The organism is Cupriavidus sp. GW822-FHT02D05 (assembly GCF_058802485.1).
Map to the genome: position 1 here is coordinate 42,481 of NZ_JBXAOE010000001.1, position 15,668 is coordinate 58,148.

Below are 15,668 nucleotides of genomic sequence, written 5' to 3' on the forward strand. Positions count from 1 at the left end.
TTAAGGCGCCTAGGACTAGGATTAGGAATGTCTTAATCCTAATCCTAGTCCTAATCCTGGGCGTTGCCTTTTATCCCGGCGCTAATAACACGCCGCGCGTCTGCTTTTCAATCCCCCTTCAGTAGGTCAAAGCGCGCCCTGCGCTGCGAAATCTCCCGCAATGCCGCTTGCAGCCGCCGATTGGCGGTGAGCAGCGGTGTGCAATGCCCGCTCTTGTGCGCTCGCAATACCCCTCTATTCGTACGTGTCCGATTGACCGCATTGCCGTCATCATTAAATATTGTCCACACATTCAAAGAGGGTGACGGTTGTCGCCAGTCATTCCGGCAAGGGTGCCAGTCATCAGAAAAGCACCGCTAATCCAGGGTCTATCCAATTATGAACAAGGGCAGTTTCCGCCTGGTCTACAGCAGGCATCGCGCGATGCTGGTCGCCGTTGAAGAATCGGCCGCCAGCATCGGAACAGGACAGCAAGGCGGCGCACGCGCGCAACGGCGCCGCCGCCGCGCAGGGCAAGGCCCGGCGCCTGGCGCATCGCTGGCATCGCTGGCATCGATGGCGGCCGCGCTGCCAGCCATGCCGCGCGCGCGCTTTGCCTCGTTTGCCTCAACTGCCTCGTTGGCCTCGGTTGCCCTGCTTGGGCTGGCTGCCCCGGCCACGGCCCAGATCGTGGCGGACCCCAATGCCGGCGCCAACCGCCCCGGCGTGATCCAGACCAGCAACGGCCTGGCGCAAGTCAACATCACGCGGCCCTCGGGCGCGGGCGTGTCCACCAACGCCTACACCCAGTTCGACGTGCCCAAGGGCGGCGCGATCCTCAACAACTCGCCCACCATCGTCTCGACCCAGCAAGCCGGTTTCGTCAACGGCAACCCCAACCTGCTGCCGGGCCAGAACGCGCGCATCATCGTCAACCAGGTCACCAGCGCGCTGCCCAGCCAGTTGCGCGGCTACCTGGAAGTGGCCGGCGCCCGGGCTGAAGTGGTGGTGGCCAACCCCAACGGCATCATGGTGGACGGTGGTGGCTTCATCAACACCAGCCGCGCCACACTGACCACCGGCGTGCCCGTGTACGGCGGCACCGGCAGCCTCGACGCCTTCCGCGTCACCGGCGGGCAGATCTCGGTGCAGGGCGCCGGGCTGAACGCTGGCAACGTCGACCAGGTCGACCTGATCGCCCGCAGCGTCACCGCCAATGCGGCCATCTATGCCAACAACCTCAACGTCATCGCCGGCGCCAGCCAGGTAGACCGCGCCACGCTGGCCGCCACGCCCATCGCCGGGACCGGTCCCGCGCCGGGCATCGGCATCGATGTAAGCCAGCTAGGCGGCATGTATGCCAACAAGATCCTGCTGGTCGGCACCGAGGCTGGCGTGGGCGTGAGCCACCGCGGCGTGCTGGCCGCGCAGGCCGGCGACCTGACGCTCAGCGCGCAGGGCCGGCTGGAACTCGCCGGCAAGACCAGCGCCAGCGGCAACCTCGCCATCGCCGCGCGCGAAGGCGTGGAGAACAGCGGCACCATCTATGGCGCGCAGGCGGTCTCGCTCGATACCGCGGGCGCGCTCGGCAACAGCGGCACGCTGGCGGCGCAGCAGGGCTTGCGCGTCAACGCGGGCAGCGTGGTCTCCAGCGGCACGTTGGGCGCGGGCGTCAATGGCGACGGCGCGATCGGCCAGCAGGCGGACCTGAGCGTGGTGGCGGCCGGCACGCTGTCGGCCAGCGGCAAGCACCTCGCGGGCGGCAATGCCAGCCTGCAGGGCACGGCGCTGCAGCTCGCCGGCAGCCAGAACGCGGCGCTGGGCAACCTCAGCCTCGCCGCCAGCGCGGGCGACATCAACCTCAGCGGCGCCAGCAGCCAGGCGGGCGGGGCGCTAAGCGCCAATGCCAGCGGGGCGCTCGTCAACGACCGGGGACAGTTGACCAGCCAGGGTGGCACCACCATCACGGCCGGCAGCGTCTCCAACCAGGGCGGGCGGATGCTGGCGCAAGGCGCAGCCACGCTGCAATCGGCCGGCGCCGTCAACAATCAGCAAGGTGAGTTGCAGGCGGGCGGCGCGCTCGCCGTCAACGCCGGCTCGCTGGACAACAGCGCGGGCCGCCTGGCCTCGCTGGGCGCCGGCGGCCTGGCGGTCACCACAACAGGCACGCTGGCCAATGCCGCCGGCACCACGGCCAGCGGCGCCAAGGGCGGCGTGATCGGCGGCAACGGCGATGTGCGGCTGAAGGCCGGCGCGCTGGCCAATGCCGGCGAGATCAACGCGCGGGCCAACGCCAGCCTGGACGCCAAGTCGCTGGACAACAACCGGGGCAGTGTGACGGCCGGTGATGCGCTCACGGCCACCGTGGCGGGCGCGGCCAGCAATCGCCAGGGCACGATGTCAGGCGCCACGCTCAATCTGACGGCCGGCTCGCTCGACAACGCCACGGGCCGCATCGAAGGCGACCTGGTTGGCGTGCGCACGGCGGGCGATCTGGCCAACCGGGGCGGCGCCATCAACCAGTTCGGCAAGGCAGACACCCGCATCAGCGCGGGTGGCGTCCTGGACAACACCTCGGGCACGCTGGCCACCAACGGCAAGAACCTGACCGTGGATGCGCAGTCGCTGTCCAACGACAGCGGCCGCGTTGCGCACGCGGGCGACGGCACGCTGGCCGTGACCAGCCGTGGCGCGCTGGGCAATGCCGCGGGCACCATCCAGACCAACGGCGCGCTGGACCTGCGGGCCGCCGGCGCGGTGACTAACGCGGCCGGCCGGATCGAAACCGCCGGCACGCACAGCGCAATGTCACTTGCCGCCGCGAGCGTGGACAACACCGCCGGGCGCATCGTCAATGCGGGCGATGGCTTGACCCGGGTCCAGGCGCAGCAAGCCTTGGTCAACGCCAATGCGGGCCGGATCGGCGGCAACGGCAAGGTGGAGCTGGCAGCCGCCACGCTGGCCAATCATGCACAGATCACCGCCAAGGGCGATGCCAGCCTGGATGCACAGTCGCTGGACAACGGCCAGGGCAGCATCACGGCGGGCGAAGCGCTCACGGCCACTGTGTCGGGCGCGGCCAGCAATCGCCAGGGCACTCTGTCCGGTGGTGTCGTCGACCTGTCGGCGGCGTCGCTGGACAACGCCGCCGGCCGCATCGAAGGCGATCAGGCCGGCATCCGCACCACAGGCAATTTGTCCAACAACGGCGGCGCCATCAACCAGTTCGGCAAGGCCAATACGGTCATCAACGCGGGTGGCGCCTTCGACAACACCGCGGGCACGCTGGCCACCAACGGCAAGAACCTGACGGTGGACGCGCAGTCGCTGGCCAATGACGGCGGGCGCATCGCGCACGCCGGAGACGGCGCCCTGGCGCTGACGAGCCGGGGCGCGCTGGGCAATACAGCCGGCGCCATCCAGAGCAACGGCGCACTCGCCGTGCAGGCGGCCTCGCTGGACAACACCCGGGGCAACCTGTCCGCGCAAGGCGCCGCCAGTGTCACCACGGGCGCGGACCTGGTCAACCGCCAGGGCACGCTCTACGGCCAGTCCGGCCTGTCGCTCACCAGCCAGGGCCAGGTGGACAACACCGGCGGCACGGCGCAGACCAGCGGCGATTTGTCGGTCGCAGCCGCTGGCACACTGAGCAACGCCGCCGGCGCGCTCACCGCCAACGGCGCGCACGGCAAGGCCACCGTCTCCGCATCCGGCATCGACAACCGCGGCGGGCGGCTTGCCAACGCGGGCGACGGCGCCACCACCATCACCGCCGCCGGCGCGCTGGACAACACCAGCGGCACGCTCGGCGGCAACGGCGACGTGACCCTCGCCGCCACCGATCTCGCCAACGCAAGCGGCGCGCAGATCGCCGCGGCCGGCGCGCTCACGCTGGGCGTGACCCGCAGCGTGGACAATCGCAGCGGCAGGATCTACGGCGCCAAGGGCCTGACCCTCAACCAGGCCAGCACCACGCTCGCCAATGAAGGCGGCAACGTGCTTGGCGGCACCGACGTGCAGCTCACCGTCGCATCCATGACAAACCAGGGCGGCGCGGTACGCGCCAACCAGGACGTGGGCGTATCCAGCCGCGCCGGCACCGTCAGCGGCAGCGGCGAGATGACGGCGGGGCGCAACCTGACGCTCAACGTAGCGGGCGACTATCTCAACGACGCCGCCAACAAGCTGCGCGCCGACGGCGACCTGCAACTGCGTGCCAGCGGCGCGGTCACCAACACCGGCACGCTGGCGGCCGGCGGCAGCCTGGCCGTGCGCGGCGCCAATGTGAACAATGCCGCCGGCGCCGGCATCAACTCGCAGGCCACCACCGTCCAGGCCGACGGCACCATCACCAACGCCGGACGCATCGAAGGCAATGCCGTCAACACCATCAGCGGCGCACTGGCCAACACCGGCGCCGTGATCGGCAACACCGTGCAGGTGCAGGCAGCGGACGTGAGCAATACCGGCCCGGCCGCCGTCATCGCCGCCGCGCAGGACCTCAAGATCCATGCCTCAAACTCCGTCTCCAACCTGGACGGCGCGCTGATCTACAGTGCCGGCAACCTGCAGATCGCCCGCGACGGCACGCGCGACCCGGGCACCGGCATGCTGGCCAACCAGGTCGGCGTGCTCAACAACCGCTCGGCAACGATCGAGGCAGACGGCGATATCGACATCGCCGCGCGCACGGTCAACAACACGCGTACCAGCATCGTGACGGAGGCGGGCACGCCGCAGACCACGACGACGCAGACGCTCTCGCTCTGGCTCGCCGGGCTGGGTGACGGAGAAACCAATGGTCACTTAAGTGCCACGTTCCCCGGATGGGCCTGGCGCACTACGGCGGCAAGCATCAGCGGGGACATGGTCAACGCGCTGCGCGCCCCGGTCACCCTGGAAGTGCCAAAGTCCAAAGTGGTCAATCTCAACACCACGGCCAAGACGCTTTCCTTCACGGAGCCGCCCTTCGAGTCCTACGTCGGCAACGACAACCCGATGTGCGGCGACAACGGCTGCGCCGGTGAAGGCGGACCGGGCGGGCGCCCGTTTGCCACCAACCCCACCCAGTACTACCAGGACATCCAGGACACCGGCACCACCTACAGGATCACCTTCTGGCCTGACTGGGACCCTGCCAAGCACCTCCGCCCGGACCAGGTGCGCGTGCGCTACGACCTCGGCCCGGACGTTCACGACTACAGCGAGACTTCCCGCACCACCGTCACCACTGTTGCCACCGACCGCCTGGTCAGCGCGACCCCCGCGGCCAAGGTCCAGGCCCAGGGCTCGATCCGCATCAACAGCGACGGTGGCAGCATCCTGAACCAGTCGTCCATCATGGCCGCCGGCGGCAACCTGTCCCGGCGCGCTGCCGGCGGCGGGGTACAGGACGTCGGCACGGTGCTCCAGCAGACGGTCAGCACCACCGACACCTCCACGTTCTACTGGCACCAGAAATCCGGCGGCAACAGCGATGAGCAAACGGTGCCGTATCCGACCACGCCCCAGGCGCCCACCACGGTAGCCGCGCTGCCGGCCCTTGCCACCGCCAACCAGGCGGTGCAGACCACCGCGCAGGACATCACCGTCGGCTCCGTCAACCGCGTCGGCCAGACTGTCACTGGCAGCGGCGTGGCCGGCGGCAGCGCCTCGGGCACGCAGCTTGACAGCCTCGCGGGCACGGCCGGCGCCGCGCCAACGCTCGGCGCCGGCCCCGTCGCGGCCGCCACCGGCACCACCAACCGCCCGCAGACGCTCGGCACCGCCGCCGGCGGCATCCCCAACCTGACGCTGCCCGTCAACGGCCTGTTCACGCTGCGCCCGGCCCCGGCCACGCCCTACCTGATCGAGACCGACTCACGCTTCACCCAGTACAAGACCTTCCTCTCCAGCGACTACATGCTGGGCGCCCTCGGCCTGGACCCGCAGCAGGTGCAAAAGCGCCTCGGCGACGGCTTCTATGAAGAAAAGCTCGTCCGCGACCAGGTCACGGCACTAACCGGCCGTACCTTCCTGGCCGGCTACACCGACCAGCTGAAGGAATACCAGGCCCTGATGAACAGCGGCGTGACCTACGCCAAAGCCTTCGGCCTGTCCCCCGGCGTAGGCCTGTCCGACGACCAGATGCGCCAGCTCACCACCGACATGGTCTGGCTGGTAGCGCAAGAGGTGACGCTGCCCGACGGCACGCATCAATCGGTGCTGGTGCCCAAGGTCTACCTGGCGCAGTCCAACGCCGTCGACCTCAACAGCACCGGCGCGCTCGTCACCGGCAACAGCGTCGCGCTCAATGCCACCGGCAACGTCAACAACAGCGGCCGCATCGTTGGCGACGTCGCCACGCAGGTGCTCGGAAACAACATCGTCAACCGCGGCGCCATTGGCGACACCACCGGCACCACCGTGGTCCAGGCCCTGCAGGACGTACGCAACCTGGGCGGGCGCATCGGCGGCCAGGACGTCCTGGTGCAAGCCGGGCGCGATGTGGTCAACGAAACGCAGACCGTCACGGAAGTCCGCACGATCGGGCCCAACGGCTACAGCGCGGGCGCCACGGGCGTGGCCGCGGTGGCGGCGATTTCGGCAACCGGCAACGCCGTGGTGCTGGCCGGGCGCGACGTCACCCTCAGCGGCGCCGTGCTCGAAGCCGGCAAGGGCGCACTGATCGGCGCCGGGCGTGACCTCACCATTGGCGCGGTCACCCTCGGCACCACGCAGGACGCCGTCTCGCGCGGCGGCCAGAGCTATGCCCACGACAAGACCAGCACGGTGGCCGGCAGCACGGTGCAGGCAGGCGGCAATGTGGTGGCGGTGGCCGGGCGCGACGCCGCGCTGGCGGGGTCCAAGGTGGGGGCGGGCGGCGATGTCTCCCTGATCGCCGGGCGGGATCTCACCGTCACGGCGCTCAAGGACACCACCGCCCACAGCGAAGGCTCGCTGGGCGGCAAGGGCGCGTCCTACACGCAGTCCGCCTATGACGAAACCGTGCGCGGCAGCACCGTGCAAGGCGGCACCAGCGCCACCCTGGCAGCCGGGCAAACAACGCTGGCGGCCGGCCTGCTGGAAGCCAACGGCATCACCGCCGCGCCGGTCACAGGCACGGGCAAGGGCAGCGTCACGCTGACCGGCTCGGAAGTCAGCGCCGGCAAGCCCGGCGTGAGCGGCTCCGGCGTCAGCATCGTCGCCACCCAGGACATCACCATCGGCGAAGCCCGGGAAGTGCACGACGCCAGCTACGATGGCCGCAGCAGAAGCAGCGGACTGCTCTCGCGCAGCTCCAGCCACGACCAGACCAGCAGCCATGCCGACCTTGGCGTAGGGAGCCTGGTCAGCGGCGACACCGTGCGCGTGACCGCCGGCAACGACCTCACCGTGCGCCAGAGCGGCATCGCCGCCACCGACGGCGTAGCCCTGGCCGCCACCAAAGGCAACGTGCTGATCACCGCCGGCCAGAACACCCGCGAAGAAAGCTACGCGCACGAGCAGAAATCCTCCGGCCTCTCCGCCTTTGCCGGCAAGGGCGGCATCGGCGTCTCGGCAGGCAGCAACCAGGCCAACAGCGCCGGCCACGCACTTGCCGTCACCCAGAGCGATGCGCGCAGCACGGTGGGCGCCACCAACGGCAATGTCACCATCAGCGCCGGGCGCGATGCCACTATCCTCGGCAGCGACCTGATCGCCGGGCGCAAGGAAGGCAACACCACTGCCGGCCATATCGACATCCAGGCGCAGAACATCGCCGTGCTGGCTGGCGTGGACCACATCACCCAGGAAAGCAGCCAGAGCAGCCGCTCCAGCGGCCTGTCCATGGCGCTCACCGGCACGCCGCTCGACACGGCGCGCAACCTCCAGGACATCCAGCGCAACCCCAGCACCGTCACCCGCGCCAAGCAAACGCTCAATGAACTCGGCGCCGCCGCCTTCACCGCGCCGCAGGTGGGCATCACCTTTGGCAGCAACCGCAGCAGCAGCCAGGTGGAGACCGAATCGATCTCCCAGCGCGGCAGCCAGCTCACCGGCGCCGGCGATATCCGCCTGCGCGCCACCGGCAACGGCGACAAGGACGCCAACGGCAAAGCCACCGACGGCAATATCCTGATCGCCGGCAGCACCGTCAGCGCCGGCGCTGCCGCCATCCTCGACGCCCAGCGCGACGTCCTGCTGCAAGCCTCCACCGACAGCTACCGCGAAGCCACCAGCTCCAGCAGCAGCGGCTGGAGCCTGAGCACCGCCGCGCCCTCGCTTGGCGACGTCGGCCGCTTTGTCGGCGGCGGTCCCAACAACGGCGGCGTCTCCATGCTGCCGTACGGCAACCAGAAAGCCAGCGCCAGCGGCGACGCCAGCGCCGCCCGGCAAAACGCCACGGTGGTCACCGGCAATACCGTCGCCGTCAAGGCCCGCAGCGGCGACATCACCATCGCCGGCAGCGGCCTGTCGGCTGAAGGCGACCTCACGCTAGCCGCCCTGCAAGGCAAGGTCGACATCCTCTCCGGCCAGGACAGCAAGACCAAGCGCAGCGACAGCAGCAGCCGCCAGATCGGCGACCTGGGCGGCACCGGCTACACCGGCACCGTCGGCATCCGCACCGAGTCCCACCACCTGGACACGGCGCAGACCACCGAAAACACCATCCGCAGCCAGGTGGTCAGCCAGAACGGCAGCGTCACCATCAGCGCCAAGGACGACCTCACCGCACGCGGCGCCGACATCGCCGCCGGGAAAGACGTCACGCTGATCGGCAAGAACGTGGTGCTTGACCCCGGCAAGGACACGGCAAACAGCCACCAGGTCGACAAAACCAGCCAGTACGGCGTCACGCTCGCCCTGTCCGGCTACGCGGTGACCGCCGCGCAAACCATCGAGAATGCCGCCCGCGGCATGGAAGACAGCAAGAACGACCGTCTGCGCGGGCTCTACGCGGCGCAGGCCGCGCTCGCGGTCGCCAACGGCGTCAGCACCGTCCGGGACCTCGCCAGCGGCGGCACCGGCGGCACCGCGCTGATCAAAGCCACCGTCAGCATTGGCGGCGGCAGCTCCGAGTCCGAATCCCGCAGCCAGGCCAGCGCCAACCAAGGCACCACCGTCAAGGCCGGCAACGCCGTCACCATCGTCGCCGCCGGCTCCGGCGGCAAGGACGCCAACGGCTACGCCACCGACGGCGACATCACCGGGCGCGGCGTACAGATCGACGGCAAAACCGTCACCCTCAGCGCCGCCCGCGACGTCAACCTGGAAAGCGCGCAAGACACCGCCAGCCAAAGCAGCAAGAGCGGCGGCAGCAACGCCAGCATCGGCGTGGGCCTCGCACTTGGCGGACAGCAAAACGGCTTCACGCTCGAACTCGCCGCCAGCCAGAACAAGGCCAAGGGCGACGGCGACTCCGTCACCAACCACAACAGCCATGTCAGCGCCAGCGACCAGCTCACCATCACCAGCGGGCGCGACACCAACCTCAAGGGCGCGCAAGTCACCGGCGACACCGTGCGGGCAGAGGTGGGGCGCAACCTCAATGTGGAAAGCCGGCAAGACACCGACAACTACCACAGCCGCGAATCGTCATCCGGCTTCCAGGCCAGCCTGTGCGTGCCCCCGATCTGCTACGGCACCACGGTCAGCGGCAGCGTCAGTGTGTCGAGCGGCAACACCGACAGCACCTACAACTCGGTCAGGGAGCAAAGCGGCATCTACGCGGGCAATGGCGGGTTCCAGGTCAACGTCAAGCAGAACACGGACCTGAAGGGCGCGGTGCTGGCCAGCACGGCTGACGCTGGCAAGAACAGCCTCACCACCGGCACGCTGACCACCAGCGATATTGAGAACAAGGCGGAGTACAGCAGTAGTTCGTCGACTATTGCCGGCAGCTTCACCGCGGGCAAGAGCATGCCCGACGTCAAAGACGGCGACACCCTGATCAAGGCGCACACCGAATGGGGCAACGGGAACCTGCTGCAGAACGGTGTCAACTCCCTGGCAGCCACAGCAGCAGGCAATGCGCAAAAGCCGATCGAAGGCAACGCCGCCGGCACTACCCGGAGCGCCATTGCCAATAGCACGGTGACCATCACCAATGCCGAGGCACAGAAGGAGAAGACTGGCAAGACGGTGGAAGAAGTGCTTGCCAGCTTGAATCGGGATACGGATGGCGCTAACCAGGCTCTCGATAAGATCTTTGATGCGAAGAAGGTGAAGGAGCAGCAGGAGGAGAACAAAGTCCGGGCCGAACTGGTGCAGCAGTTGGCGCCGATGGTTTATGACAAAGCAGGAGACCTTCTCCAGGGCCAGCCCACGGCGACCAAGGTGGCTGTGCACGGCCTTCTGGGCGGTCTCATGTCAATGGCGATCGGCGGAAACTTTGCGGCTGGCGCAGCAGGCGGGGCCGCCGCCAAGCTGGCAGTGGAGTCATTCGGCGCTCAACTGCTTGGTATGGAAGGCGTCAGCGTAGAAGACAGAAAGGCGCTGGTGCAGCTTGCAGGCATGATCGTTGGCGGCCTAGCAGGCGGTGCTGCCGGTGGATCCGGCTCTGACTTGGCTGTGGGCGGTAGCGTTGGCAAGGTTGCCACGGAAAACAACTATCTGAAGCACCAAGAGATACTTGATTTCACGAAGGCAAATCAATCCTGCACGGCAAGCGGTAACGCAGAAGCTTGCCGGGAGCGCGATCGGCTCGTTGCACTTGACAAGCAACGTGATGCAGCTCTGTCAGCCTGCGCGGGGAGCAGCAGCGCGATTTGCACAGGATTGCAACAGGAAGTTCGCTCCGCCCAGGCCGAGATCCTTCGTAAGCGGGACGACACCTTCGGTGCATTCGGCGTGAGCCCGGTCGACTACATTCTGCTTGCCATGAACACAGAGGCGCAGGCGGCGGGAACGATGTCGAAGGTCGATCGCCTTGTCGGCACCGCTACCGGCGCCGGGCATGCAATTGCCCAGGGACTTGCTGACATGGCAAAGCTGGCGGGCACCGTCGTGGCCTCAGGGATGGGTGACCAGAAGGCGGGTGAAGAGTTGCGAGGCACGATCGATGGATTGGGTCGGCTTCTGGCGAATCCGACAGCCTGGGAGGCGTTGATAGCTAGTGCTACGGCTGAGCAGAGGGAGAGACTGGCGTCGGCCTACGAGAAGGGAGACGCCAAGGAAATTGGGCGAATCGGTGGTGAGTTGGTTACGTATTTGCCGTTCGGTGGCGCTGCCGGCGTAGTCAAGACAGCGACAACGGCGGCGGAGGAGGCCGCAAAGGCGGCAACCCTCGGAAAGGGCGTGGGGATCACTGGTGAAGTCACTCTTCCCGGCATGAGTCGCCCCGTTCGTCCGCCAAATCCAAGTTTCCCGCCGAACCAGTCTGTGCTTGATGCAATGGGTACAGCACAAATGCGGGATATGGTAGCGAATACGCGTTGCACTGATTGTTCAGAGATTGCGTCGCGTCTGCTTGACGCCGCTGGCGGGAAAGGTGAAATATTGGAGGTTCGGTCAAGTAAACCTCATAACTTAAATATATTTGAGAACGGAAATAACTTAGACGGACTATCCTATCATCAGATCTATACTGATGGCCGCTATGTGTATGATCCTCGTATTTCGAAAGAAGCAATTCCATTGGGGGACTGGGGGCAACATATGAGAAAGATGAATCCAGATGGAATAACAATTTCTAAAAAAATAATAGGACTGCAATAATGGAAACCGATGATACAAAGCAAGGGCGGGAGTTACTTGATTTTATTGAAAAGCTTGGTCCGCTCGCCTGGCAAAGATTTGAGTCTAGATATCCAACTTTCAAATTTAAAGACCAAGATCCAATAAGCGAGGATAGATCGAAAGTTCCGCCTTTTACTAGTTTTAGATTTGTAGTTGAGAACTCTGAGACAATATCAAAAATCAGATTGGGTGTGGATACATTTGAGGGGAATGTCAAGTGGGTAATTGTGGGTCATTCCCGGGACTTTTTTCCGGGCACCACAAATTGGATGATTTGCCCAAAACTCATTATAGATGTGTCGGAAATGGCGCGAGATATCGGAATTACACCGGAGCAATACGTAGAGGAAAACTATCCAGACTTCGGGCCGTTGGCTTATGCGGATCTACGTGAGTTGGCCGAGCATTTGAAAGCAGTGTTTTCGAAATAATAGCTGCGTGAGTCCAGTTAACGTTGGCTGTGCAATATTAGTCAGGTATTCCGGGCATCCGGATATTTCTGGATGGCGGAGTATATTGTTAAATAAGAAAAAATGGTAGCTATCGAGGGTGCTAAATGGACAGCGCTGTTTGCGAGGGGATCTATTAATCTCAGGTATTTTGTCCACGCAATGCAAAGAAAAGAGTTGCTTGATTTTATTGGGGAATCGGTTCCAGCGGGCAAGATAAAAAAGGTGAAATGAAAGCGGAGTTAGATGGATGTATACAGCCAAAAATATCCCGGGATCCATGCCTTCAAAAACACTTGCTCAGTTATTCCAAGAGTCCCAAGGTCAGCCAGAGCATCCGGTTTGGTGTAATCAACGGGGCAGTGAAAATGGATATTGCGGAAGCTAGGAAGATTGCCGAGAAGTACTTGCAAGAGAGTTTGAGTCCTCCCAAGTGCGATCAATATGTAATCGTCGATGCGGGCATTAGGGAGGCCGATGGGAGATGGCATTTCCCGTATCAAACGCGCCGGTTCGTCGAAACCGGTGATATTGATCATTCTGTTGTCGGAAACTGGCCTATATTCGTAAGCAAGGATGGTAGTTGTCATGGAGGAAGGCGCCCTGCATAGTCTTACGCGTGCATCAGCTCGTTCATGCGCCTCCATGCTAGAAGATGACCAGCGCTTCTATAGAAGCTAGAGGACATGGATACTAGAAACTATGCATCCAAAAACGCTCGCCAAGTTGTTTCAAGAGTCAAAGGCACAGCCAGTAATTCTGGGTGATATGCTTGTGGTACCAATTTATCGGATCCCTCTCGCGGCGGGGAAGTGGCATGTCCGTGTAGAGCGAATATCAGCAAAAAATAGTCCAGTTCAAGGACTTAGGTTAAAGGTTGATCTTGGTCATATCACCGTCGCTGGCCAGAAACAGAAAGACATCGTTCTATGGGAAGACACTAGTCCAGATGTTGTTGACATGGAGATTTCATGTGCATTGGAAACTGTTTTTAAGGCTTGGAATGTGTGGCGAGTTGACGGGATTATGCAGGCTTGGATTGGTAATTCTGGAATGATTGTTGAGAACGATATAGATAGAATTAAATTGCTCTGCAGCGATGGAACATCAGCCCCAGAATTCGATAATTTAATTGTGACGATTGCAATGAATTAGCGCTTAATTTTATATCTTTGTTAGGGTTGCAAGGAGAAACTCATGACCGGTGATATTAATTATTCCATTTTTGGAAACTGGATCATATTCGTAAGCAAGGATGGTAGTTGTGACGGAGGAAGGCGCCCAGCATAGTCTTACGTGTGCATCAGTTCGTGCACGCGCCTTCATGCTAGAACATGACCAGCGCTTCTATACAAGCTGTTGTCCCTCGACCGCGCGTGGGCACTGGGTTGTCGGAGAGCGACCGCAACGCAGTGCTTGCAACTGCCGGTTGTAAACGGTCGGCCATCCCCGCAGTGGCGGTTGCATTGCCTCCTGAGCCGCCTCCAGCCTCCGTCGGCCACCCCTACCACCTGCAGCAGACCATCAAGGTCAAACTGGAATTAGGTGGGCAGTTTCAAGTCCCAAGTGCAACACCCGCGTCAGCGCGAATCCAAAGGGAAGTGTGAAATGAAAAATTTGAAGCTCATGGCTGACTATCAATGCCATCCTCTATGGGACATGTCGCCTGGTATGTACGGTGATATTGATCCAAACACTTTGCCAATCTCTACAGAACTTCGGCAGAAAATAGCGGATTGGGCTCGGTTCTTCGATGAAGCTATCGATATAGAGGATCCAGTGAATTCCGGATTCAATAGTGATGAAATAAAGGCGGAATTCAAAGTGCAAGGTATTAAACTTGCAAAACAATTACAACAGGAGCTCGGGTCTGAATTCGTTGTTTCTTTCACGGTATGAATCGTTAATCTACGCTGGTTCAGAATGGGTTTTTTATCTCAATAAGATACGAATTATGGGTAGAAGTGGATTCTATTATGCTGATGCAGCCGCCCTCACGGTGAAGAGAGAATAATGCTCTCTTCACCGTGCCGAAAGATAATATTCGAAATATCATCGTATTTGATGTCAGGCAGAATCAAATGAAACTCATCGGAAGTGTGACGGAGAATAAAATTAGAGGAGATTTGATTGCGGGCCGAAATTCAATTTTTATTGAAGGATGGTGTCCGCTTTTGTTGGGAGCTATACGGGACATTTTTCCGTCTATAGAAAATGCGGTGGTTCTTAATTCTATACCTGATCAAGGCGAAGATATTTATGAATTACTTGTGTCGGAAGATATGGTGGTAACGCTAGAAATTCCCAAGGATGGATCACCATATTCATATGAAACTAGTTCGCGACAAGAATATTCGAGTCGCCACAAGTCGAGGATGAGTCAGATTAAGATGGCCGTAGCCATAGATTTGATAAGGAATCCGTAACCCGTCGGTTCTTCGCAGCGGGAAGCGAGTGGGAGTCGTTGGTCGGCTGCTAGCGGCGAGGTAGTTGAGTTATTTTTGTACAGAAATTCCGATGGAGTTGTTGGGCATTGTGTTTTGGTTTTCGATGAGGCTGATAGCGGAATTCGGCTCTAGTGCGAAGAGTTCTGTTTAAAGGGGTCGCCGATTCGGTGGTGAGCGTAATTTATTTCAATGCGTTGCCACTACCTTGGGAGAGATCGATAATGAGATCAATTAATAATTGCTGGGGCGATATTGATACATTTAATTGTCAGTATGGTGCTCGCATTTTCGATGGTTCCGCGCTGAAGATTTATGTTAGCCATTGGCTGGCTGTTAGATCTGAGATGGTCCATTTATTTTCGCGCAGAAATGTCGATGGATTTGTTGGGCACTGTGTTCTGGTTTTCGATGAGGTGAGAACTTTCACCTTTGAAGTGAGGCAGATTTCTGAAAAAGATGGTGAGACGGTCTGGCTTGATCCTGTCGTTTATGGTTATAAAGGGGAGGGTAAAGATCGTTTCGAGAAGTTCTTGTTTGAAGGAAGTCTAAAAGGATTTAAATCATCCGTTAGAGTGGATGTAGAGGCAAGGAGGTTTCGCCTTGAGATACTAGAAAGAGATGAGCCGGCTCGGGAGGGGTGAGGGAAATTTCGTTTTTGTATTATAAGAATGAAGGGGTGAACGGTCGATCGTACGCGTATGGAGAGGTTGCGCCGAATGTGATGGATTGACTCTCATGTTCAATTTATTGGAAATACGTGCCGAAGTCCAACTGAGATCCGAAACTGCTTCGAGAGTTGGATTCTCCCGGGTGGGCGTAAATATACCAGGGCGGCGCACAGCGAGTCATCGGGAATTCGTTGATGTACACATTCCTACTAATCATCGATTCCTCAAGTCGGCCTGATTGTGTCGGCGACTTAATAAAGAATATTGGTCTGATGCGACGAGAATATGGTGAGCGATATATCGTCGAGGAGCCGGGTGGTATGCGGGATGGTTGGATCGCTATTCAACCTGTTGATATCGAGATGGGCTGCTATAGCAAAGACGAAATTGACCGGTTGAAGGAGCGAGTTTCAGATCCTTGATTT

At 61.8% G+C, this 15,668-nt stretch carries 8 protein-coding genes; all 8 read left to right on the forward strand.

Annotated elements, in window-relative coordinates; genetic code table 11:
• The first annotated feature begins 378 nt into the window (after positions 1-378).
• The 8 genes from AC1RQK_RS00180 (at position 379) to AC1RQK_RS00215 (ending at position 15,665) form a co-directional block, all read left to right on the forward strand.
• On the forward strand, positions 379-11,658 hold the full coding sequence (locus AC1RQK_RS00180; RefSeq protein WP_492807031.1) for a hemagglutinin repeat-containing protein: 11,280 nt from the start codon (positions 379-381) through the stop codon (positions 11,656-11,658).
• Positions 11,658-12,110: a hypothetical protein gene (locus AC1RQK_RS00185; protein WP_492807033.1), complete on the forward strand. Its 453-nt coding sequence runs from the start codon at positions 11,658-11,660 to the stop codon at positions 12,108-12,110. Before AC1RQK_RS00180 ends, AC1RQK_RS00185 begins: the two co-directional genes overlap by 1 nt.
• Positions 12,111-12,496: 386 nt before the next feature.
• Positions 12,497-12,739, forward strand: a complete 243-nt coding sequence (locus AC1RQK_RS00190; RefSeq protein WP_492807467.1) for a YrhB domain-containing protein — start codon at positions 12,497-12,499, stop codon at positions 12,737-12,739.
• 91 nt (positions 12,740-12,830) lie between these two features.
• Positions 12,831-13,283 (forward strand): hypothetical protein, encoded by a 453-nt coding sequence (locus AC1RQK_RS00195; protein ID WP_492807034.1) that lies wholly within the window; start codon positions 12,831-12,833, stop codon positions 13,281-13,283.
• A 453-nt stretch (positions 13,284-13,736) separates the two neighbouring features.
• Entirely contained in the window at positions 13,737-14,027 is a 291-nt protein-coding gene (locus tag AC1RQK_RS00200; protein WP_492807036.1) for an immunity protein CdiI family protein, read from the forward strand.
• Between the two features lie 182 nt (positions 14,028-14,209).
• A complete protein-coding gene (locus AC1RQK_RS00205) occupies positions 14,210-14,554 on the forward strand; it encodes a hypothetical protein (RefSeq protein ID WP_492807038.1) in 345 nt (114 codons plus the stop codon).
• Between the two features lie 242 nt (positions 14,555-14,796).
• On the forward strand, positions 14,797-15,216 hold the full coding sequence (locus tag AC1RQK_RS00210; RefSeq protein ID WP_492807039.1) for a hypothetical protein: 420 nt from the start codon (positions 14,797-14,799) through the stop codon (positions 15,214-15,216).
• A 221-nt stretch (positions 15,217-15,437) separates the two neighbouring features.
• Entirely contained in the window at positions 15,438-15,665 is a 228-nt protein-coding gene (locus AC1RQK_RS00215) for a hypothetical protein (protein ID WP_492807041.1), read from the forward strand.
• Positions 15,666-15,668: the final 3 nt, after the last annotated feature.

Excerpts from the sequence above, each read along its gene's own strand:
- AC1RQK_RS00180 (WP_492807031.1), top strand. The coding sequence starts at position 379 with ATGAACAAGGGCAGTTTCCGCCTGGTCTACAGCAGGCATCGCGCGATG.
- AC1RQK_RS00185 (WP_492807033.1), top strand. The coding sequence starts at position 11,658 with ATGGAAACCGATGATACAAAGCAAGGGCGGGAGTTACTTGATTTTATT.
- AC1RQK_RS00190 (WP_492807467.1), top strand. The coding sequence starts at position 12,497 with ATGGATATTGCGGAAGCTAGGAAGATTGCCGAGAAGTACTTGCAAGAG.
- AC1RQK_RS00195 (WP_492807034.1), top strand. The coding sequence starts at position 12,831 with ATGCATCCAAAAACGCTCGCCAAGTTGTTTCAAGAGTCAAAGGCACAG.
- AC1RQK_RS00200 (WP_492807036.1), top strand. The coding sequence starts at position 13,737 with ATGAAAAATTTGAAGCTCATGGCTGACTATCAATGCCATCCTCTATGG.
- AC1RQK_RS00205 (WP_492807038.1), top strand. The coding sequence starts at position 14,210 with ATGAAACTCATCGGAAGTGTGACGGAGAATAAAATTAGAGGAGATTTG.
- AC1RQK_RS00210 (WP_492807039.1), top strand. The coding sequence starts at position 14,797 with ATGAGATCAATTAATAATTGCTGGGGCGATATTGATACATTTAATTGT.
- AC1RQK_RS00215 (WP_492807041.1), top strand. The coding sequence starts at position 15,438 with ATGTACACATTCCTACTAATCATCGATTCCTCAAGTCGGCCTGATTGT.